This is a genomic window from Ideonella azotifigens, assembly GCF_006519715.1.
Taxonomy (GTDB): Bacteria; Pseudomonadota; Gammaproteobacteria; order Burkholderiales; family Burkholderiaceae_C; genus Ideonella; species Ideonella azotifigens.
This window is the reverse complement of record NZ_VIDT01000024.1, coordinates 1-21633: the sequence shown is the minus strand read 5'-3', so window position 1 is coordinate 21633 and position 21633 is coordinate 1. Positions and strand designations below refer to the sequence as shown.

The 21633-nt window shown below is 64.3% G+C and carries 19 protein-coding genes and 1 pseudogene; 9 read left to right on the top strand and 11 right to left on the bottom strand.

The features are described from left to right. The 4 genes from FKP22_RS03430 to FKP22_RS03415 form a co-directional block, all read left to right on the top strand. Positions 1-450, top strand: a 450-nt coding sequence (locus tag FKP22_RS03430; protein ID WP_141285185.1) for an ABC transporter permease, incomplete at its 5' end; no start/stop codon positions are given. Beyond that, positions 447-1430, top strand: a complete 984-nt coding sequence (locus FKP22_RS03425) for an ABC transporter permease (RefSeq protein WP_141285184.1) — start codon at positions 447-449, stop codon at positions 1428-1430. The genes FKP22_RS03430 and FKP22_RS03425, both read left to right, overlap by 4 nt. 4 nt (positions 1431-1434) lie before the next feature. Then, complete coding sequence (locus FKP22_RS03420) at positions 1435-1758, top strand: L-rhamnose mutarotase (protein ID WP_141285183.1); 324 nt, start codon at positions 1435-1437, stop codon at positions 1756-1758. Positions 1759-1991: 233 nt separating this feature from the next. Further along, entirely contained in the window at positions 1992-3338 is a 1347-nt protein-coding gene (locus FKP22_RS03415; protein ID WP_141285182.1) for an FGGY-family carbohydrate kinase, read from the top strand. Here the strand turns inward: FKP22_RS03415 and FKP22_RS03410 are convergent. The 8 genes from FKP22_RS03410 to FKP22_RS03375 all read right to left on the bottom strand — a co-directional run bounded on the left by FKP22_RS03410 (position 3328) and on the right by FKP22_RS03375 (position 14101). Next, positions 3328-3990 carry a M48 family metallopeptidase gene (locus tag FKP22_RS03410; RefSeq protein WP_259372424.1) on the bottom strand — a complete coding sequence of 221 codons (663 nt, stop codon included), beginning with the start codon at positions 3988-3990 and terminating at the stop codon, positions 3328-3330. The genes FKP22_RS03415 and FKP22_RS03410 overlap by 11 nt on opposite strands. 92 nt (positions 3991-4082) lie before the next feature. Next, complete coding sequence (locus FKP22_RS03405) at positions 4083-7394, bottom strand: type I restriction endonuclease subunit R (RefSeq protein WP_141285181.1); 3312 nt, start codon at positions 7392-7394, stop codon at positions 4083-4085. Beyond that, complete coding sequence (locus FKP22_RS03400; RefSeq protein WP_141285180.1) at positions 7391-8581, bottom strand: restriction endonuclease subunit S; 1191 nt, start codon at positions 8579-8581, stop codon at positions 7391-7393. The genes FKP22_RS03405 and FKP22_RS03400 overlap by 4 nt, the downstream gene beginning before the upstream one ends. Beyond that, positions 8571-9698: a virulence RhuM family protein gene (locus FKP22_RS03395; protein WP_141285179.1), complete on the bottom strand. Its 1128-nt coding sequence runs from the start codon at positions 9696-9698 to the stop codon at positions 8571-8573. The genes FKP22_RS03400 and FKP22_RS03395 overlap by 11 nt, the downstream gene beginning before the upstream one ends. Beyond that, a complete protein-coding gene (locus FKP22_RS03390) occupies positions 9691-11295 on the bottom strand; it encodes a type I restriction-modification system subunit M (RefSeq protein ID WP_141285178.1) in 1605 nt (534 codons plus the stop codon). Before FKP22_RS03390 ends, FKP22_RS03395 begins: the two co-directional genes overlap by 8 nt. 23 nt (positions 11296-11318) lie before the next feature. Next, complete coding sequence (locus FKP22_RS03385; protein WP_141285177.1) at positions 11319-11924, bottom strand: restriction endonuclease subunit S; 606 nt, start codon at positions 11922-11924, stop codon at positions 11319-11321. A 251-nt stretch (positions 11925-12175) separates the two neighbouring features. After that, entirely contained in the window at positions 12176-13672 is a 1497-nt protein-coding gene (locus FKP22_RS03380) for a serine hydrolase domain-containing protein (RefSeq protein ID WP_211361289.1), read from the bottom strand. Positions 13673-13864: 192 nt separating this feature from the next. Further along, the gene (locus tag FKP22_RS03375) at positions 13865-14101 is read right to left on the bottom strand and encodes a hypothetical protein (RefSeq protein ID WP_141285176.1); all 237 of its coding nucleotides are present in this window, start codon (positions 14099-14101) and stop codon (positions 13865-13867) included. A gap of 46 nt (positions 14102-14147) precedes the next feature. Between FKP22_RS03375 and FKP22_RS03370 the strand changes: the two genes are divergently transcribed. From FKP22_RS03370 to FKP22_RS03360, 3 genes are all read left to right on the top strand, one after another. Further along, on the top strand, positions 14148-14987 hold the full coding sequence (locus tag FKP22_RS03370; protein WP_231011042.1) for a response regulator transcription factor: 840 nt from the start codon (positions 14148-14150) through the stop codon (positions 14985-14987). Beyond that, entirely contained in the window at positions 14980-16203 is a 1224-nt protein-coding gene (locus FKP22_RS03365; RefSeq protein ID WP_141285175.1) for a sensor histidine kinase, read from the top strand. The genes FKP22_RS03370 and FKP22_RS03365 overlap by 8 nt, the downstream gene beginning before the upstream one ends. A 71-nt stretch (positions 16204-16274) precedes the next feature. Continuing rightward, on the top strand, positions 16275-17162 hold the full coding sequence (locus FKP22_RS03360; protein ID WP_141285173.1) for an extracellular catalytic domain type 1 short-chain-length polyhydroxyalkanoate depolymerase: 888 nt from the start codon (positions 16275-16277) through the stop codon (positions 17160-17162). Positions 17163-17271: 109 nt separating this feature from the next. Here FKP22_RS03360 and FKP22_RS03355 read toward each other — a convergent pair whose 3' ends face one another. Then, a complete protein-coding gene (locus FKP22_RS03355; RefSeq protein WP_141285172.1) occupies positions 17272-17508 on the bottom strand; it encodes a hypothetical protein in 237 nt (78 codons plus the stop codon). Between the two features lie 277 nt (positions 17509-17785). Here FKP22_RS03355 and FKP22_RS34335 point away from each other — a divergent pair, with 277 nt between their 5' ends. Continuing rightward, positions 17786-19318: a methyl-accepting chemotaxis protein gene (locus FKP22_RS34335; RefSeq protein ID WP_141285170.1), complete on the top strand. Its 1533-nt coding sequence runs from the start codon at positions 17786-17788 to the stop codon at positions 19316-19318. A gap of 139 nt (positions 19319-19457) precedes the next feature. Here the strand turns inward: FKP22_RS34335 and FKP22_RS03345 are convergent, their stop codons facing one another. Next, positions 19458-19694 carry a hypothetical protein gene (locus FKP22_RS03345; RefSeq protein ID WP_141285168.1) on the bottom strand — a complete coding sequence of 79 codons (237 nt, stop codon included), beginning with the start codon at positions 19692-19694 and terminating at the stop codon, positions 19458-19460. Positions 19695-19973: 279 nt separating this feature from the next. Continuing rightward, complete coding sequence (locus FKP22_RS03340; protein WP_211361288.1) at positions 19974-21170, bottom strand: PDDEXK nuclease domain-containing protein; 1197 nt, start codon at positions 21168-21170, stop codon at positions 19974-19976. Between the two features lie 87 nt (positions 21171-21257). Between FKP22_RS03340 and FKP22_RS03335 the strand changes: the two are divergent. Beyond that, positions 21258-21633: pseudogene (locus tag FKP22_RS03335) on the top strand (DEAD/DEAH box helicase); the annotation flags it as partial.

Genomic DNA, 21633 nt, shown 5'->3' with positions numbered 1-21633 from the left:
CGGCGCGAGGGCCGCGAACTGTACGCGCTGGGCGGCAACCCGTCTGCCGCCACCTATGCCGGCATTCCGGTCAACCGCCGCGTGATGATGGCCTACACGCTCTCGGGCCTGTTCGCCGGCATCAGCGGCCTGTTGTGGGTGGGCCGCTATTCCATCGCCTTCACCGAGCTGGCCGCAGGCTACGAGCTCACTGTCATCGCCGCCTGCGTGATCGGCGGCGTGAGCATTGCCGGCGGCATTGGCAGCGTGACCGGCGCGGTGCTGGGCGTGCTGTTCATTGGCGTGGTCAACGGCGCGCTGCCGGTGATCCAGGTCTCTCCCTTCTGGCAGCAGGCGATTGCCGGCGCCGTCATCCTGTTCTCGGTGGCGCTGAACGCGCGCAGCCAGGCCAGGGGCGGCCGGCAGATCCTCGAAACCAGGCACATGGCCACTGCAGGAGCCGCCGCGTGAAAGCCTTCGACACCTGGGAGCGCGTGCTGCTCGCGCTCATCGTGCTGGTCTACCTGCTGTTCGGCCTCACGGTGGACAACTTCCTCTCGCCCTATGCACTGGCCGACAGCACCTTCAACTTCTCCGAGAAAGGCCTGATCGCGCTGGCCATGGCACTGCTGGTCGTCTCCGGCGAGATCGACCTTTCTGTCGCCGCCACGATGGCGCTGTGTTCGCTGGCCATGGGCTTTGCGATGAAGGCCGGCGCGGGTGTGCCGCTGATGCTGCTGGCCGCACTCGCCACCGGCATCGCCTGCGGCGCGTTGAACGGCTGGCTGGTCACGCGCCTGCAGCTGCCGTCCATCGTCGTCACCATCGGCACGCTGTCGCTCTACCGCGGTCTCGCGCTGGTGCTGCTGGGGGACCAGGCCATCACCGGCTACCCCGAAACCCTGAGCACCTGGGGCAACGGCACGCTGGGCGACCTGCTGGGCGTGGAGAAGCTGATCATGCCCGTCGAGTTCGCGGTGCTGCTGCTCGCGGCCGTCGCGGTCGGCCTGCTGCTGCACCGCACGGTGCACGGCCGGCGCATCTATGCGATTGGCGCCAACGCGGTGGCCGCTCGCTTCTCCGGCGTGGCGGTCAACCGCTACCGCTTCGCGCTGTTTGTCTTCGTCGGCATCATGGCTGCGCTGGCCGCCGTGCTGCTCACCGGCCGCATCGGCAGCACCCGCCCCAACCTGGCCATGGGCTGGGAGCTGGACGCGGTGACCATCGTGATCCTCGGCGGCGTGGCCATCGAAGGCGGGCGCGGCAGCGTGCTGGGCACAGTCCTCGCCGCCGTGCTGCTGGGCAGCTTCACCTTCGCCCTGGGCATGCTGAACGTGCCCGGCATCGTGATGTCCATGATCGTCGGCGCGCTGCTCATCGTCGCCATGGTGTTGCCGCGCCTGCTGCGCCGCCTGAAAGCGCCCACCGGCCTGCGCGTGCAAGGAGCGTGAAGCGATGGCCGATGAAAAGCGCGCCTTCCGCATGTTCCTGAACCCCGGCCAGGCCGACGAATACCGCCGCCGCCACGACGCCCTCTGGCCCGAGCTGGCCGCGCTGCTGCGCGAGAGCGGCGTGCACGACTACAGCATCTACCTGGACGCCGAGCACCACGTGCTGTTTGCCGTGCAACGCCTGCGCCCCGGCCACAGCACCGCCGCGCTGCCCGAGCACCCGGTGATGCGCCGCTGGTGGGCCCACATGGCGGACCTGATGCGCACCCACGAAGACGGCTCGCCCGTCGTCGAGCCCCTGCCCTGCATGTTTCACATGGACGAATGAGGTTTCTCTTATTCGAGACGTTTTGAATCCGTTCGACTGAGTTTTAGATCCGTTCGCACTGACCCTTCGACAGGGCTCAGGACTGAAGGCTTTGTCGAAGTGCCTGTTCTTGATCCGTTCGCCCTGAGCTCGTCGAAGGGGCCGTTACTGAACCGTTCACCCTGAGCCTGTCGAAGGGTCAGGCTTCGACAAGCCCGAACAGAGGCAGTGCCGCGCGTTTTGAAAATTCCAACATGAGCAAGACCCCGCCTCCCGACAACGACCTCACGCTGGTGCTGGACATCGGCAAGAGCCACGCCAAGCTGGTGCTGATCGACGCTGCCGGCGAGGTCGTGGCCCGCCAGGTCCAGCCCAACCAGAGCGCCCCCGGCCCCGGCTACACCGCCCTCGGCGTGCCCGCCCTGGAAGCCTGGCTGCTCGCCACCATCCCCGAGCTGCCCCGCCGCCGCGCCATCCGCCGCCTGTCCATCACCACCCACGGCGCCGCCTTCTGCGGCATTGATGACGCCGAGGGCCTGGTGCTGCCGCCCATGGACTACGAATGGGACGGCTACGGTGACACCCGCGCCGAATGGCAGGCCCTGGCCGACCCCTTCGAAGAAACAGGCACCCCTTTCCTGCCCATGGGCCTGAACGCCGGCCTGCAACTGCACTGGCTGCAGCGCCACCACGGCGAAGCCTGCGCCCGCGTCCAACACTGGCTGCCCTACCCCCAATACTGGGCCTGGTGGTTCAGCGGCGTGGCCTGCAGCGAGGTCTCATCGCTGGGCTGCCACACGGGCCTATGGTCCCCCACCAAAGCCGACTTCAGCCCCTGGGCCCACCGCAGCGGCCTGGCCGCCCGCTTCGCCCCCATCCGCCGCGCCTGGGAAGCCATCGGCACCCTGCGCCCCGCCCTCGCCCAACGCCTGGACCTGCCCCCCGACATCCAAGTCATGGCCGGCTCCCACGACAGCAACGCCTGCCTCGCCCGCTACCTGCGCAGCGACCCGAACGCGCTGGTGCTTTCAACCGGCACCTGGTGCGTGCTGATGGCACCGGGGGCTTCGGTTGAAGGCTTGGACGCAACGCGGGATGAACTCGTGAACGTGGCAGTCGACGGCCGGCCGGTGCCCACTGCACGGTTCATGGGCGGGCGGGAGTTTGCGGTGCTGTGTGGGGAGGCTTCGCCTGCGTTGGCGACGGCTGAAGCGCTGGCGGAGGTGATGCGGGAGGGGTGGAAGGCGGTGCCGGCGTTTGCGGCGGCCGGGGGGCCGTTTCCGGGGCAACGGGGACAGGTGTTCAAGCGTGGGGTTGAAACCACCATCGACGCTGTGCCGCACAAACTTCGGCCTGCGTTGGCTTCGCTTTACTGCGCGGAGATCATTGCGGCGATGGTGCAGCGGCTGGATCCGCGAGCCGCTGCTAACAATTTGCTTCTTGAAGGGCCGCTGGCGTCGAATGCGGCGTTCCGCACGGCGCTTGTCAATTTCATTGCGCCACGGAACCTGACGATCAGCCAAGACGAACTAGAGGGGACGGCCCGCGGGGCGTGGTTGCTGGCATTGCCACGAACAGCAAAACCCGGGCTCAAGTCCTGAACACCTCTTCCGCCATGTTGTCCAGCTTCTCCTTCACCGCCTGCCAGTTCGGCATGTGCCTGTTCAGCGCCTGGTAGAACTTGGGGCTGTGGTTGTGGTGCAGCAGGTGACACAGCTCGTGCAGCAGCACATAGTCGATGCACTCTCGTGGCGTCTTGACCAATAGCGGGTTCAGCGTGATGCGACCGGACGGTGAACAGCTTCCCCACTGCACCGTCATGAACTGCAGCCGCGTGGGTGGAAGCTGCTTGACCCATCGCAGCGGTGCAGCCACAGCTGCCAGACGAACCGCGAACAGCTCTCGCGCGCGCTGCCGGTACCAGGCGTCCAGCGCGCCGCGTATCGTTGCTGCGTCACCATGTTCCGGCACGCTCACGGCGATGAATGCACCGCGCATGCGTGCCTCTGCCGTGGCACCGGCGGCAACGATGACCTTCAGGCGATAGCGGCGGCCCAAGTAGTGCAGTGATTCCCCGCTCACATACTCGCGCGGCAGCACATGGGCCAGCCGCGCCTTGGCGGCCGCCACATGCTGGCTGACCCAGCGTGCCCGCTTCTTTACCGCCGCCAGCACGTCAGCCACCGAAGCCGATTCCGGTGCATCGACCAAGACGCGTCCGTCTGGCTCCACGTGGATCGCAATTCGCGTCACAGTCCGAGAAGGCTGGCGGCGCAAGCTGAAGTCAATGACCTCATCACCGTAGACAAACCGGTGCCGGCTGGCGGCTTCAGGTACGAGCACGCTCAAGACTTGCTCAAGCCCAGGCGGGTGATCTGAATCACCTGCTCCACCACCTGCTTCGCGTTGTCCAGGCCCAATGTGCCGAACAACAAGGGCAGCAAGCCCTTGCGGATGGCCGCCTCGATGTTCTGCGGGTTGAGCGAGTTTTCAGCCACGGCATCGCGAACGACGGCATCCATGGCCAGGGTCTGCTGCACCAGGTCTTCGACGGCCTCCTCTCTCTGTGCAGCAAAGGCCTCTTCCCCCATGACCAGGCGAACCGCCCCGAAGTAGGCCTTGGCGTGCGGCTTGTCCGCCAGCGCATCCGGCACACCCGGCGTCGCTCGAGACGCCAGCTTCTGCTCGAAGGACTTGAACAAGGCGTACTGCTTCAGCGGATGGTCGAACATCGCCTCGGCCTCGGCGATGGCCTGCCGCAACAGTTCTCCAAACACCTTCTGCGCAAACGGGTCCGCCGCCAGTTCCTGCTCGATGGTCTTGCGCATTCGGGTGCGGATCATGTCCGTCTCGTTGCGCGTCTTCTCTTCAGACCATTCTTTCGGGTCTTCCGCTCGGCCCAGCTGGTGCACCAAGTAGACACCTTCGGGTTCGCGCACCTCGGTGCCGATGACTTGCTTGTCCACCAGCTTGCCGATCTGCTCTTCATAGACGCTGTAGTCCACCGCCTCCATCGCATCACGCCTGGCGGTCTGGCGCAGCTCGGTGAAGAAACGCAGGTCGGCCTTGTAGCGAGCGATCAGCGCCTCGGAAAAGCTCTTGTCCTCGAAGAAGCTGCGGGACGACAGCGCCGTCTGCAAGCAAAGGCCGAAGGCCGTCAGCGCCTCATAGAAGTCGTCACGCAGCTTCTGCCGCTCGTCGTATTCCTCGCCATCGCTGCCCTTCCCGAACTTCGGCGCCAATACCTGCCGGTACTGCTCACGGTCCAGCTTGTTGGCCACCAGCTTGAAGAAAGACCACACCCGGTCGTGCAATGCGGGCAGGCGCTTGTACTCGGTGCTGAACTGGTGGTACAGGCCTTCCAGGTCACCGATATCAAAGCCGCCCTGCGTGCGGGCCTCCAGGTCTTGGTATGCGCGAACGGCCGTGTCCAATTCCTCAAGAACCCCTCGGTAGTCGACCAGCACACCGTAGCGCTTGGCGTCGTGCAGGCGGTTGACGCGCGCCACGGCCTGGATGAGGTTGTGCCCCTTCAAAGGCTTGTCGATGTACAGCACGGCATTGCGCGGCTCGTCGAAGCCGGTCAGCAGCTTGTCCACGACGATCAGCAAGTCCGGAGCACCGTCTGTGCCGAAGTCGTTCACGACCTGCTTCTCATAGGCCTCAGGGTCGTTCCCGCAGGTGGCCATGGCCTGCTTCCACCACTTCTGCACCTCAGGCAGCGTGTCCTCGTCCACCTCAGAGTTGCCCTCGCGTGTGTCCGGCGGCGAGATCACCACCACGCTGGTCACCAGGCCGGTGTCGTCAAGCGCCTTCTTGTAGCGAACGGCGTCGAGCTTGCTGTCGGTGGCGACCTGGCCTTTCAGGCCGAGGGCCAGCTTCTTGATGTTCTCGCTGAAGTGGGTCGCGATGTCCCAGGCGATCAGCTCGATGCGGTTGGCCGCGCCGTAGATGGCGCCCTTCTTGGCGAACTTCTTTTTCAGGTCGGTGCGTTGGGCCTCGCTGAGGTTGACGGTGATCTTGTCGAACCAGCGGTTGACGGCCTCTTCGTTGATGTCCAGCTCAGGCACGCGCTCTTCGTACAGCAGCGGGGCCACGGTCTCGTCCTCCACCGCTCGCTGCATGGAGTAGGCGTGCACGATGGGGCCGAACTTGTTGGCCGTCTTCTCGTCCTTGAGCAGCGGCGTGCCGGTGAAGGCGATGTAGGCTGCTTTGGGCAGCGCCTTCTTCATGCGCTCGTGCGTCTCGCCGCCGTGGCTGCGGTGGCCTTCGTCCACCAGCACGATCATGTCGGCCGAGTCGTTGCGGCAGTCCGGCAGCCTGGACGCCGTGTTGAACTTGTGCACCAGCGTGAAGGTGATGCGCTCTGTGCCCTTGCCGATGCGCTGCGCCAGGTCGCGGCCGGAGAGGCTGCGGCTCTTCTCGCCGTCTTTCTGCGTGGCCATGCTGGAGCCGAAGGCGCCGCCGGTCATGAAGTTGCGGGCGAGCTGGGTTTCCAGGTCGATGCGGTCGGTCACGACGACCACACGGCATTCCTTCAAGGCATCCACCAGCAGCAGCGCCTTGGTCAGGAACACCATGGTGAAGCTCTTGCCAGAACCCGTGGTGTGCCACACCACGCCGCCCTCGCGGCCGCCGCCTTGTGACTCGGGCTTCATCTGGCAGACGCGCGCCAGCAGCGCACGGATGCCGAAGAACTGCTGGTAGCGCGCCACGATCTTGCCCACCTTGCGGTCGAACAGCACGTAGCCGCGCAGGAACGCCAGCAGCCGTGCCGGCGTGAGAAGGCTCACCAGCAAGCGGTCCTGCTCCGTGGCCTGCATGGGCGCGCTCCACAGCGCGTCGAAGTACGCCGCCAGCCCGGCTGGCTTGCCATCGAACAGCGCCGCGCGCACCTCCGGCTTCAGCGCCGCGTTCTTGAGCGCCTGCATGTGTGCGTCGGCCAACTCCTCTTCGCGCCACTTGGCCCAGAACTTGGCCGCCGTGTGCGTGGTGCCGTAGCGCCCTTCGGTCTGGCTGATGGACAGCAGCAATTGGGCGTAGGCGAACAAGTTGGGAATCTCGTCCGGCCGTTGGTTGCGCAGGTGCTGGCTGATGCCCTCTTGCACCATCGCCTTGGACGGATGGCTGCCGCCGCCCGACTCGGGCCGTTTGGCCTCGATCACCACCAGAGGGATGCCGTTCACGTAGCCCACCACATCTGGGGAGCGATGGTGCATGCCCTGTGCGGCCAGCACATCCAATTCCTCGGTCACGTCCCAGCGGTTCGCCGCCGCATCGGCCCAGTCGATCACCGGAATGGTGGGCTGGTGCCTCTTGCCATCGGGCATGAACTCCGTCACCGTGATGCCCAGCGCCAGCTTGCCGTACAGCCGCTCGTTGGCGGGCATCAGCCCTTCCGCCAGGCTCAACGCCGACAACTCCCGCACGATCTGGTCGATGCCGCTGGGCGACAGCGGATACCACTCCCCCTTGTACTGGTAGCGCCGCGTCTGCAGCACCTCGATCAGCCTCGGCTTGAGCAGCACCTCGCGCGTGCTGCCCCGCAGGGCCAGGGCTTGCGCCGTGGTCAGAAAGTTCCAGCCCAGGTTGCACAGCAGGTGCAGCGCGGGCAGATGGGCGCTGTACTGCTCACGAGAGTTGGGCGTGATGTTCATATGACCTCACCGGGCGCATGCTGCCCCGCGACACGTTGAACCAAGGCTTGCTTCTCGCGCAACACGGCACCTTTGGCGAGATCGAACATGTGCGCGACTCGATCCGCTGCGTCCAGCAAGTTGCAGATCTCACGCTGCTGAGACTTGTCCAAGGGGCAGAGGAATCTGAATGACCTAAGGAAATCGGCGGAGATTCGTTTCTGACCTGCCGACCCCTCCATCTCCGCGGCACCCCTGTTCCGAAACTCGCGGCTTTGAAGAACTTGCGCAATCAATCGTGGCTCGATCACCCCTTTGGGGCGGAGTACGTGAAATTCCGTACTTCCAAAGCCCACCCCGTTGGTCAGATCGGCCAACAGCGCGCCCTTTCCGTTCTCGAAGCAAGGGGTGATCTTTGCCACCAGCAAGTCACCGTCTTTGAAGCCTGGATGTCCCGCACAAGCATCCAAATATTGCCGAACTCGGCTTGTATCAATGCGTCCTTGTTCGGATACAGCCTCCATCGGCAAAAACGTAACTCTGCCGTCTTCGGGCATTTCGGGCCTTCTCGGATTTAGGTCCACCACATCGCCGAGCCGGACAAGCTGCCAGTCCCTTGACTGCTTGCCTGACGACGCATGATGCGTTGGTGTGGGCAGTAGTCGATGAAGGAGTGCACGCTTCTCAGCGCGAGCATTTGCGGCGAGCTTTTCAAGGACCTTAGCGGCCTTGTCCCACAGCGCCATGCCAGAGGCCATCCGCTGCTGGGCTTCTAGTCCTGGGATCGAAACTGGAATTGCCGCGAAGTCGTCAAAGTACAGCCGAAGGCGATCATCAGTCAGGCCATATGAGTAGGCCCAGAGTAGATGAAGCATTCGAGGCGTGCGCAGTAGCTGCGCAAGAAATGCAGGGTCAACGTTGGCCCTTGGCTTCAAGACAACGTAGGCGGGGCTGACCATACCCTCGCGGTCAGAAAGCCCAAACGCGCCCTGCCACATTCGCATCGTGTTGTAGGCGATGTCCCCAGGCTTAACCAGAAGGTGCTCGGCAGGTGAAAGTGCGGTGTCTTGCTTGCGGTCTAAATCATCGCGATCAACCAGCCCTTCTCTCATGGTGACTGAGAGGGTCGGCAAGCCAGCTCGACCGCGTTCCTTGCGGCTATCGAACAATTCGCCAAGCCTGCATTCTCTCCAACCATCAACCAGCATCACGCTCTCCCTTCTTCTTTGCCAGCTGCGGCGCCACCACAACTACAGGCACCTCATCCTCTGAGCCTGGCCCTTCCAACAACCTGTCGAAGTCCGACTGGTACAGGCGGTCCTGCACGATGCGGTATTTCTCGAACTCGCTCTCGGCATGGGCACGCGCGATCTCTGCGGTGACCTGGCCGGCGTCCTGCAGCACGCGCCGGTCGGTGGCGGCGATGAAACGGTTCAGGCGCGTCTCCCAGTCCTGCATGGTCATCGGGATCTGGCGCAGCGCCATGTCTTCTGCCACGTCCAGGTAAGCGGACACCAGGCGCTGCAATTGCGCCATTTCGCCCTCGGTCAGGTAGTTCTTGGCCACCACCACATCGAATTTCTGGATCTTGCCCAGAGGGGCGTCCTTCCAGGTAGTGAGTCCCATGCGTTCCTTGCTCGCATCGGCGCGGCTGTAGATCACCTCTGCCGCCGTCTGCCCGTGAATGGCCCAGTGCAGCTTGTTCTGCACGGTGGCAAAAAAGCGCTGGGTGGCCTGAGCCTGGCTGTCGTAGTCAATCGCCGTGGCGTAGAGGTCGGTGATCTTTTGATAGAACTTGCGCTCGGAGAGGCGGATCTCCCGGATGCGCTGCAGTTGCTCTTCGAAATACTGCCGAGTGAGCACCGAGCCGTCGCTTTTCAGACGCTCGTCGTCCATCGCGAAGCCCTTGATGGTGAAGGACTCGACGATGGCACTGGCCCATTTGCGGAACTGCACCGCACGCTCGGAGTTGACCTTGTAGCCCACCGCGATGATGGCGCCCAGGCTGTAGTGCTTGGTGTCGTAGCCTTTGCCGTCTGCGGCAGTTATTCGAAAATTTCGAATAACTGCTTGCTCGGCCAGCTCGCGGTCGGCAAACACCTTTTTCAGGTGGTAGTTGATGGTCTGGGTTTCCACGTCATAGAGCTGGCCCATCATCTTTTGGGTGAGCCAGACGTTTTCGTCGGCGTAGAGGGCCTCCACGCCGCCCTGGCCGGCAGCGGCCACAAAAGTCAGATATTCGGCTGCTGACGAGCGCGTGATGCTGTGGCCAGCCTTCAACGCCTTGCTGTTTTCCTTGTAGGCTGCACTGGCTCGCTTACTCATAGCCCAGCTCCTTCAGGTACACGGCCATCTGTGCTTCCAGGCTGGCCAACTCGGCCTTCAGTTGCTCGCGCTCCCGGCGCACGGCCATCAAGTCGATTTCGGCCTCTTCCTCGAAGGTGTCCACGTAGCGCGGGATGTTGAGGTTGAAGTCGTTCTCGGCGATCTCGGCGGGCGTGGCGAGGTAGGCGTATTTGTCGACAGCCTGCCGTGTGAAGGCAGTGGCCAGGATGCGTTGCAGGTCGGCTTCTCGCAGCATGTTCTGGTTCTTGCCGGCCTCGAAGTCGCGGCTGGCGTCGATGAACAGCACCTTGTCGTCGGCCTTGTTCTTGCGGAACACCAGCACGGCGGCGGGAATGCCCGTGCCGTAGAAAAGCTTTTCCGGCAGGCCGATCACGATGTCGAGCAGGTTTTCCTCGATCAGCTTTTGGCGAATGCGCCCCTCAGCCGCGCCACGGAACAGCACCCCATGCGGTACCACAACCGCCATGCGGCCGGTGCCGGGCTTCATGGTCTCGATCATGTGCAGGATGAAGGCGTAGTCGCCCTTGGTGCGCGGCGGCACACCGCGGCGGAAGCGGCTGAACCTGTCGGCATCGGCTCCTTCAAAGCCCCACTTCTCCAGGCTGAACGGTGGGTTGGCCACCACGATGTCGAAGTGCTTGAGCAACTGCAGCTTCGGCGCGGTGGCTGGCGACGGCTTTTTCTTCTCGCCGCGAACCGCCGCAAAGAAGTCGTAGCCCGGCACATCGCCTTCCAGCAGCTTGGGGTTGCGGATGGTGTCGCCCCACTCGATGCGATGGTTGTCCTCGCCGTGGAGGAACATGTTCATCTTGGCCAACGCCCAGGTGCTGCCGATGGCCTCCTGTCCGTAGAGTGCGTATTTGCGCGAGCCGGTGTTCTCGCGGATCAGGCGGCCGCACTTCATCAGCAGCGAGCCAGAGCCGCAAGTGGGATCGCAAATTTCATCACCCTCCTGAGGCGCCATCAGCCTTGCCATCAGCGCTGAGACCTCGGGCGGGGTGTAGAACTCGCCAGCCTTCTTGCCACTGGTAGACGCGAAGTTCTTGATCAGGAATTCGTAGGCGTTGCCGATCACGTCGAGCTGGCCGACGCGGCTGGGAGACAGGTCCAGCTCGGGCTTGGCGAAGTCTTCCAGCAGGTGGCGCAGGATGTCGTTCTTCTGCTGCTCGTCGCCCAGCTTGTTGGAATTGAAGCTGATGTCCTGGAACACATCGCGCAGCTTGCTGATGTTGGCCTCTTCAATGGCATGCAGGGCCTTGTCGATGCGCTCGCCATTGCCGGGAGTGTGGCGCTGGTTGTGCAGCGCGTAGAAGTTGGCGCTCGCGGGCAGAACGAAACGCTCGCTCTTGAGCATTTCCGTGATCAGTTCCGATTGGTCGCCGTACTGCTTCTTGTAAGTGTCGTAGTGATCAAGCCAGACGTCGGAAACGAACTTGAGGAACAGCGTTGTGAGCACGAAGTCCTTGTAGATGCTCGGGTCCACGGTGCCACGGAAGGTGTCGCATGCAGCCCAGACGGCGGCATTGATCGCGTCCTGGCTGACGGGGGCGGATGGGGTGTTGGTCTTGTTGTTCATGCGTTCTGGAACTATTGCGGTGTTCAGGGTGTGGCCTGGGCTGAGCGAGCCAGGTCCTCGGCGAGCGACTGGAGTTGCCGCTCACGGTTGTGAATCAGTTGGTTTAGCGCGCGGCGTTCCTGGCGCGCAAGTTCAGCCAAGGCGACGATGCGCCGCTGGTCTGCCAGTGATGGAACGCTCAACGTGAGTGACTCCAGCACAGGTCGGCGGATGCTGAGTTGGCTGCTGCCCTCGGCAGCCTGCTGAAGTTGGCGCTGGAATGGAGGCTGGTTGATCTGCCACGCAAGGAAGGCTGGCAGCAACGGCGCATGCGCCGCCACCTGTAGAAGAAAGAAGTGGGGGCTGCACACGGCAGGGCTGGGCGGCTCATCAATGCAGACAGCGTAGAAGCGCGTACCCTTGGAGACGAACAGAACATCCCCGGCCTTGAGCCAATCGGGATGCTTGCGTCCAGCAAGCGAGGTTCGGGTGACGCCTGCCCAGTCAACTCCGAGCTCAAGGCCGACGTCCTTCATCTGCACGGCCAATGCATCGCCATTGGCCAACTCCTCAACGGCACCGCGAAACGGATGACCACCCCGCAGCAAAGCCAGGCTGTCGATCTTGAATATTTTTGCATCAATCGGCATGATGCATTCTATGGAATCAACGTGTACGGCGCAAGAAATTTTGCATCATCGGAATTGATGCAAAAGGCGTCACCTACCGTGCGCCAACGGGCAGTAGCTTGGCAGGTACGGCACAAGCCCCGCTGGACGACAGCCTGGACTGGCTTCATTTGGATAGCAGGGCGCCGAGGAAAGGTTGGGCCGGCGCCCGGTCAAGTCGCCCCGGTTGCGAGATTGCAGCGCTGATGATCCGAGGACGGGGCCGTTTCGGCCTACCTCTGCTTCGTCCCCGGGTACGCATTCGCCCCGCGGATCAGCGAGAACCCAGCCGCCGTGCCGTCGTCTTTCAACTCGAAGCGAACCGACATGTCCTGCGCCGTCATGAAGTAGGCGGTCTTGGATTCGGGGAAGAGTTCCATGCGCTTGGGGCCGAACAGGTCGCTCTGGAAGTAGAGGTGCTCGCCTGCGGCGATCACCTGGGCGGGCTTGTCCAGCAGTTGGTAGGTGCCAGCCACCGCCTTGTTCGCGGCGGCATCCGGCTTGGCGACCGGTTTCTCGGTCACCTGGAATTCGGGCCAGCCGTATTCGGCGGCGATGCTGCAGAGGATTTCGTCGATCAGGGCGGCGCCGTTTGCGCCGTTGGTCATCACCACGGCGCCTTGGCCGGAGCGCGTGTAGCCATAGACCTGCGCGCGGAAGCCTTCGGTGCCGCCGCTGTGGCTGAAGCTGGTGGTCTGGCCCAGGTTTTCAACGAAGAAGCCCAGGCCGTATTCGCCCAGGCCGCGGGTCAGCATCGTGGAGGCCATGCCGCGCGACAGCAGCTCGTTGGACTGGCCTGCCTCGGCGCGCTGGACTTCGGTGATGACACGCGCCAGGTCGGTGGGCGTGGTCCACAAACCGGCTGCGGCGGCTTCCGGGTACACGTGCCAGCCGCCTTTGACGGCCGTGCCGTCGGCGCCGTGGCCGCTCGCCGCAAGCTCACGCCAGCCGGGCGGCAGCGACTGCGCAAACGTGCTGTGGGTCATGCCCAAAGGGTTCAACACTGACGCCTGCATGTACTGCTCGAACGGCTGCTGGCTGGCCTCGCTCATCATCAGCTGGACAACGCTGAAGCCGCCACCGGAATAGCGCCACGCGGTGCCGGGCACCGCCTCGACACGGACCGGGGCAGATTTCGCAGGCGGCAGGCCATCAAGCACCTGCAGCAGCGTCGGGATCTTCTGGCCGACCTCATAGCCATCAAAGCCGTGCACCGAGAGGCCGGCGCTGTGGTTCAGCAGCATGCGCAGGCTGACCTCGCGGCCTTGAGTGAACCCATTGCCCGGAATCTGCCAGGCAGACAGCTGCCGATTCGCCGCCCCATCCAGCGAAAGCTTGCCCTGTTCGACCAGGCGCAGCGCGCCGATGGCGCTGACGGCCTTGCTGACGGACGCGGCCTGGAACAACGTGGTGGTCGTCGCGGGCCGCTGGCTCGCGGCATCGAGCACGCCATAGGCACGGGCCCAGGCCACCTGTCCGTGGTCGATCACGGCAATGCTGACGGCGGGCACTTGATGGAACGCCATGCGCTCGGCGATGGCCATCTTGCGGTTCGGCGAATCCTTGACGACGACCCGCGTGGACAAGCCTTGCGCCACCCGCGACATGCGCGCCTCGTCGGCCGCCGATGCGGGCGGTTCGGAGACCGTGGGCTCGGCCGCGTGAACCTGCAGGCACAGCGCCAACAGAAGGAGCGCGCCGCACGACATGCGTTGTTGTTGGTGTTTCATCGAAGGAGCGTTTCGTCATGGGCAGCAAGCGCGGCGGCGTCCGCCTTGGCGACTTGCTCGGCGGGGAACAGCGCCCCGCCGCCGTGGGTTGTACCAAGAGACAGCGTCGACGCAGGCCGTGGCGCCCCAAAACCACAAAGCCCCGCAATGCGGGGCTTTGGTCGGAGCGCGAATCGGGTGCTGGATGCTGGCTCAGGCACGCTTGCCCGTCACGACCACGATCTGCAGCGGCGCTGCATCAGCCTGGCGGGCCATGGCAACCAAGGCGGCATCGCTTCGGACCTGGGCGAGTTGGGCGTCCTTGACCTGAGCGCCCGCGATCTGCGTAACGCTGCCCAGGACCGCGAACGTGACCACCGCAGCCAGGCCGGCGAAGCTCAGGCGAGCGGTGCTGGAAACAGAGGCGAAGCGGGTGTTGGCGGTAGTCATTTGGGGCTCCAGTCAGTGGCTGTTCGGGTGTCGATGGATGTACTTTATGAAGACAGCCCAACGGCCGCGAGCGGCTTGCGACGAACTGCAGGGAAGGCGGCGCGGAGCGCTGTCAGCCGGGATGAGCGGCGGCATCGATCGAGGGGGCATTCCGGGCGATGATGGCGGAGCGCACAAAGAAATCATGAACAAAAGATCGCTGACTGTTTTGGTGGTGGAAGATCATCCAACGATCGCTCACCAGATCGTGGACTTCCTGGATGGACTGAAGTGGCAGGCCGACCATGCCGCCACCGGCGCAATGGCCATCCATCTCGCCATGCATGAGATCTACGATGTCGTGCTGCTCGATCTGAACCTGCCGGACATCGATGGGTTGGAGGTCTGCCGCACGATCAAGGCGCAGGCGCCACGCAATGTGCCGGTGCTGATGCTCACAGCTCGCGATGCTTTCGAAGACAAGGCTCGCGGTTTCCACGGTGGCGCAGATGACTACCTCACGAAACCATTCGACCTGCGCGAGCTTGCGCTGCGCTGCGAAGCGCTGGCAAGGCGTGGACAGTTGCACATCGGCCAGGAGATGCGTGTCGGTCCGTTGAGCCTGCATGCAAGGGAGAAGCGCGCCTCGCACAACGGCACGCCGGTTGCACTCACCCAGGCCTGCTTCAAGGTCCTGTTCATGCTCTGCACCGCCCATCCCCACGCCGTTTCCCGGTCCGCCTTGATGCACGAACTCTGGGGTGCTGATCCGCCTGATTCGGACGCCCTCAAATCGCACATCTACGCGCTGCGCAAGCAGCTCGAACAGGCCGGCGCGCCGAACATGATCGCCACCATTCCCCATTTGGGCTATCGGCTCGCACTTGCCGCCGCGGACGATGTTTAGGTCCATCCGGCACGGCCTGTTTGCCGCGCTCGCAGGCTTCACGGTCCTGATCTGCGTCTTCTACACCGGGCTGGCCCTGGTCATTTCCTATGTGACCGAAGACATGCTGATCGACCGGCTGCTCGCGCGCGAGGCCGAGGCCATGGCCGCGCATTTCCGCCTGCATGGCGACGTCGGGCCGCCCGGCAACGATTGGATCCAGGTGCACCGAAGCGTCGAATCACTGCCGCCTGTCGTGCGCGACAAGGTCTTGAGCGGTCACCCACGCGCGGAGATATTCACCGATACCGGCCAGCACTATCACCTCCGCAGCCTGGACCTCGGTGCGACCGGCGAGCCGCAACATGTCTACCTGCTGGCGGACGTGGGCCCGCTCCTGGTGGTGTCCAAGCTGTTCCGTGAAGTCGGCGGGGGCCTGGTGGCCGCTGCAATGAGCTTGATTGCCTTGGCGCTGGTGCTGGCCTACCGGCTGTCCCGGCGGCTGGTACTTCCGCTCCAGGTGCTGGCAGACGAAGTGAGAGATTCGTCGCCGGAAGCCTCGGTCAACTTCAGCGCCAGGCAGCGGCCGGACGAAATCGGATACCTGGCAGAAAAGCTTGCCGCGACGCTTGCGGCATTGCATTCGGCGCTGCGCCGGGAGCATGCATTCACGCGCGATGTCAGCCATGAACTGCGCACGCCGCTGACCGTCATGAACAACCTCCTCGGTCAGGCCACGTCGCGCACGCTGGCCAGGCAGGACGTGGCGCAACTGCAGGCGAGCCTGGACGACATGCGCGCCACCCTCGATGTTCTGTTTGCGCTGGCGCGCGCGACACACATTGCGACCGAGACCTTCGACCTGCGTGGCGGCATCGAGGAATGCCTGTTGCGGCTGCTGGAAAACGCCGACCATGGCGCCGAACGATTTGCACTCGACCTGCCGGAGCGAATCGACGTGATCGGCAACCGCCATCTGGCCACGCTGCTGCTCCACAACTGCCTTGGCAACGCCCTGTTCCACGGCCAACCAGGCTCGCCTTTTCAGATCTCGTTTGCAGACGGGGCCTTGTGCGTGGTCAACACAGTCGACCCTGACCGGGCGGGCGTGGTGCAAGGCTTCTCGCATGGCCAGAACCTGCTGTTGCGCATTGCCAAGGCCATGCGCTGGGAGCTTGAAATTCATGCCGGCGTCAACGACTACCGGGTGCACATCGTGCCTTTGCGCGCCCACTGAAACCCGCCGGATTTCACCCGTTTTTCACCACCAGCCTTCTATCCTGCGCAGCCGTTCACCGCCTGCGCATCATGAAAATCTGGATCAGCTTCGTCGTCCTTGCCTTCGCATCTCACACGGCATTTGCGCAGGTGAAATCCCTGCTTCACAAGGAAGAGAAGCGCCGCTATCTCGTCTACACGCCGGCCTCCTACGGCAGCCAGCCCGGCAAGGTCTTTCCGGTCGTCTTCAACTTCCACGGCGGCGGCATGACCATGGCCGAGCACATGCTCTACACGCAGATGAATCGCGCCGCGGACCGTCACCAGTTCATCGCCGTGTATCCGGCCGGCATTCAGCAGGACTGGAACGTCGGCTTTGGCATGCCCTACCTCGGGGGAACCGACGACATCGGCTTCACCGCAGCCGTCCTGGGCCAGCTCAGCAAGGACTACCGCGTGGATCCGCAACGTGTGTTCGCCACCGGGCTGTCGCGGGGCGGCTTCTTCGCGCTGCGCATCGCAGCCGAACTTCCCGAGCTGTTCGCGGCCGTGGCCTCTGTTGGTGGGCCCATGCCGGAACCCGTGGTCCAGCATCACACGAAGCCCGGCAAGGTTGGCGTGCTGCTGGTTCACGGCACTGCAGACCAGGTGGTCGCCTACGGCGGCAAGCCAACCGGCTATTTGTCGGCCGAAGCCTCCCATGCCCATTGGCTGAAGCACAACGGCGTCGCGTCAGCCGCCACGCGCCGTCGCCTCATCGACGCCGACACCAGCGACGGCGCCGACGTGACCTGGACCGAACAAGGCGGCGATGGAGAGGCACACGTTGCACTCGTCACGATCAGGGAAGGCGGTCACACCTGGCCCGGCGCCGATCCGTTCAACGTCGGCCTGCCACTTGGAAAGACCACCCGCGACATCGACGCCAACGAGGTGATCTGGCAATTCTTCGATCAGCACCGCCGCGACTTGAAATGAAGGCGTGGCCGGGGTGCCGCGCAGGCGCTCGGCAAGCCGTGGCCATCCAAAACAACAAAGCCCCGCAATGCGGGGCTCTGAGTGGGAGCGCGAATCGGGTGTTGGCTGATCAGGCACGCTTGCCCGTCACGACCACGATCTGCAGCGGCGCTGCGTCAGCCTGGCGGGCCATCGCGACCAGGGCAGCATCGCTGCGGGCCTGGGCAAGCTGGGCTTCCTTGACTTGCGCGCCTGCGATCTGCGTGACGCTGCCCAGGACAGCGAACGTGACCACCGCGGCCAGGCCGGCGAAGCTCAGGCGAGCGGTGCTGGAAACGGCAGAGAAGCGGGTGGCGGCGGTGGTCATTTGGGGGCTCCAGTCAGTGGCTGTTGGGGTGTCGATGGATGTACTTTATGAAGACACGCCAAGCGCTGCGAGCGGCTTGCGACGAACTGCAGGTAAGGCGGCGCGGAGCGCTGCCAGGACGGGATGAGCGGTGGCGAGGGGCACGCCAGCCATGGTCCGCGAGCTGGCCGCACTCAAATACCTCACCGGGCAGCCGATATCCCTGCATTGCAGCGCCATCCGAGGCCCGGCAACCACCACAGCGGCGCCATGGGCGCCGCCCTTCTGGAAGCATTGCATGAACTTCAGCTCTCGATTGTTCGTCTGCGCCGCGGTGCCGGCAGCCCTGTTCATCGCCGCACTCTCCGCCGGTCTCTGGAGCCTGGTGCGCACGCAAGACGAGTTCGACCGATACATCAGCACCGAGCAGGCCGCCGCCAGTGGTTTGTCGGAGATGTATGCACAGGGCCTGCAGATGGGTCAAGCGCTGCGCAACATCGTGCTCGACCCCGCCAACAAGAAGGCCTACGACAACTTCACGAACGCCGAAGCCGGCTACGAAAAGGCCCGAGCCGAGACCGGGCAGGCCGTGCGCGGCACGCCGGCCCAAGCCAGCCTGGACAGCCTGGCGCCCTTGCGCGAGGGGCTGGCCGCCAAACAGAAGGAGGTGCTGGGATTGGTGACCACCGATCCAGCCTCGGCGGCCAAGGCCTTGACTGCCGGCGAGACACCGGCCTGGCGCAGCCTGCGCGCCAAGCTGCTCGAGCAGATTGACGCCGGTCGCAAGACCGCCATCGAGACACATGCCAAAACGAAGCAGCGCGCCAACCAGATGACGGTGCTGACGCTTGCGCTGGCGGTGGTGGCGGCTGCGGTAGCGGTTGGCCTTTGCTGGGCGATGCGCCGCACGGTGGTGCGTGAACTCGGCGGCGACCCCGCTGGGGCCCGTGAGGCCTTGCGCCGCATGGCCGACGGCGACCTCAGCTTCGAGCTTGCGGTGGTGCCCCCGGCCGGCAGCCTGTTGGGCGAACTGCAGCGCACTCAGCACCGACTGCAGGAATTGGTGAGTCACGTCCACGCCAGCACCGAAAGCATCAACACCGCCAGCAGCGAAATCGCCACCGGCAACCACGATCTGAGCCTGCGCACCGAACAAACGGCCTCCAGCTTGCAGGAAACCGCCTCGTCGATGGAGCAGCTCACCAGCAACGTCAAACAGGCGGCCGACGCAGCCCACCAAGCCAACCAGTTGGCCACTTCGGCGGCCGAGGTGGCCCAGCGTGGTGGCAATGTGGTGGCGCAGGTGGTCTCGACCATGGGCCAGATCAACACCAGCTCAAAGAAGATCGCTGACATCATTGGCGTCATCGATGGCATTGCGTTCCAGACCAACATCCTGGCGCTGAACGCCGCCGTCGAGGCCGCGCGTGCCGGTGAACAGGGCCGGGGTTTCGCCGTGGTTGCCAGCGAAGTGCGCAGCCTGGCGCAGCGCAGCGCCACCGCGGCGCGCGAGATCAAGTCCTTGATCGGCGCCTCTGTGGACAGCGTCGAAGGCGGCTCGCGCCTGGTGGCCGATGCCGGCCGCACGATGACGGAAATCGTCACCTCGGTGCAGCGGGTCGCCGACATCGTCGGCGAGATCACCAGCGCCGCGGGCGAACAGTCAGCGGGCATCGGCCAGATCAACCTGGCGGTGAACCAGCTCGACCAGATGACGCAGCAGAACGCTGCGCTCGTGGAGGAATCGGCCGCCGCCGCACAGTCGATGAAAGACCAGGTGGTGCGGCTTTCCGGCGTGGTGGGCACTTTCAGGCTGCGCGCCAAGGCCTGACCGACGCTTTCACATCCCGGCGGTCTGGACGCCGGGTCGGCCACCTCCATGCGCATCCCAAAGTGGGCGCGGGTCGCGCAAACAACAAAGCCCCGCAATGCGGGGCTTTGAGTGGGAGCGCGAATCGGGTGTTGGTTGATCAGGCACGCTTGCCCGTCACGACCACGATCTGCAGCGGCGCTGCATCAGCCATGCGAGCCATCGCAACCAGCGCGGCATCGCTGCGCGCCTGGGCAAGTTGTGCCTCCTTGACCTGGGCGCTCGCGATCTGCGTGACGCTGCCCAGGACCGCGAACGTGACCACCGCAGCCAGACCGGCGAAGCTCAGGCGAGCGGTGCTGGAAACAGAGGCGAAGCGGATGTTGGCGGTGGTCATTTGGTGGCTCCAGTCAGTGGCTGTTGGGGTGTCGATGGATGTACTTTATGGAGCCAGCCCAAGCACTGCGAACGGCTTGCGACGAACTGCTGGAAAGGCGGCGCGGAGCGCTGTCTCGCGGGATGAGTGGCGGACGGACATGCTGCTTGGACCGTCACCGCTGGGACGGCCAATCCAAACGCCAAATCCGGCAGCCAACACAAGCTGTGTCGGTCACCCGATCCGCTCAATGGGCCAGAACGCACCGCCGAGCGGCCTTGGACGGCAGCGAGTCGCGATTCACTCAAGCCCGTTGGGGCTTCGCTGTCCCGCTGCTCGCAAGGTGTCTTCCAACTCGCGTCGCAGGGCTTCCCGGTCTGGCAAGTACAACTGGTACTTCTGGACAAAGAGTTGGCTGCTCATGCCGTAGGTCGCGTACTCGACCAGCAACTCGTCCTTTTGCCGGCTGAGGATGATGCCGATGGGCGGGTTGTCGCCTTCGACGTTCTCCTCGCTCGCGAAGTAGCCCAGATAGAGGTTCATCTGCCCGATGTCGTGATGCTGCACTTCGCCCAGCTTCAGGTCGATCAGCACGAAACAGCGCAGGATCCGATGGTAGAAAACCAGATCAACCCGGTGGTGTGTGCCGTTGATCGTCACCCGGTACTGTCGACCCACAAAGGTGAAGCCCTTGCCCAGTTCCAGCAGAAAGGGCTGCGGGTGGTCGCACAGCAAGGTTTCAAGCTGGGTCTCTGACACCTGATGGGGCTCGGGAATCTTCAAGAACTCGAACACATAGGGTTCGCGCAACAGATCGGCGGGTCGCTCGACGACCTGGCCTTGCTGGGCCCACTGCAATATTCCTGCCTTGTCCTGGCTGGCGGCCAGGCGCAGGAACAGGGCGGCAGCCTTCTGCCGCTTCAGCTCGGGCACCGACCAGCGTTCGGCCTGCGCCTGCTGTTCGTAGAAGCCTCGCTCCAGCGCATCTTCGATCTTCAGCAGTTCGACGTAATGCGACCAGCTCAATTGGTGAGAAGGCTTCTGACTTATTGGCGCGCTCGCTGGATAGCGCAGATAGAAGAGGCGCATGTACACCAGGTTGCTGCGACTGAAGCCCTTGCCGTGACGCAGGCCCAGCTCGATCGCAAGGCGCTGGATCAACGCCGTGCCGTACTCGGCCCGGGCTTGACCGGCCTGCTCGAATTCGACGATGTGGCAGCCAACATGCCAGTATGTGTCGATCAGTTGGGCATTGACCGCCTGTACCGCCCGCAGCCGACCTTGAGGTAGGTGTCCGAAATCTCCTGCAAGAGCTGCAGGTAGCCGTCGGTGGTGCTCAATTCCATGCGAAGCCGCTCTCTCAAAGTGTTCATCGACATGGCGGACGGGACCGCCCAAATCAACCCAGTCGCAGCCTTGCGATGCGCGCGGGCCTTGCCTGCCGCTGGACAGCCCGTTGTGCCAACGGCGACAGCTGGCCAAAGGCTTTCGTTCCACCAGCTCTGGACGCGAGGTCTCGCCTCCAGCGGCCCCCGCTATAGTCCGCCCTCCTCGTTGTACCGCCCCTCGCGGCGCGCCTTCCCCATGCCCCTCGCCGACCTCCGCACGGCCCTGAACGCCGAGCTGGCGGCCACGCCTGAGTATTACGACTTCAAGGTGCTGCGCAGCGAGCGCGAAGGCGCGCTGTGGCGGGTGACGCTGGCGCCGGGCTACGTGTTCGCGGAGGGCCAGCGGCCGGGGCAGGCTTCGGCGCAGGCCTTGCTGGACGACAGCCTGGACGGGGCTTCGGCCTGGTGGGGCGCGCCGGAGAAAGGCGGGGCCAGTGTGCTGGCGGTGGTGGTGGAAGACGATCAGCTGGTGCTGCAGAACGCGAGTTCGCCGCCGCCGGGGACTGACCTGTTGATACGGCTGTACCCGCCGCGCTTCCTGACCGCAGTGGCGGATGCTTGGTGGGACACGC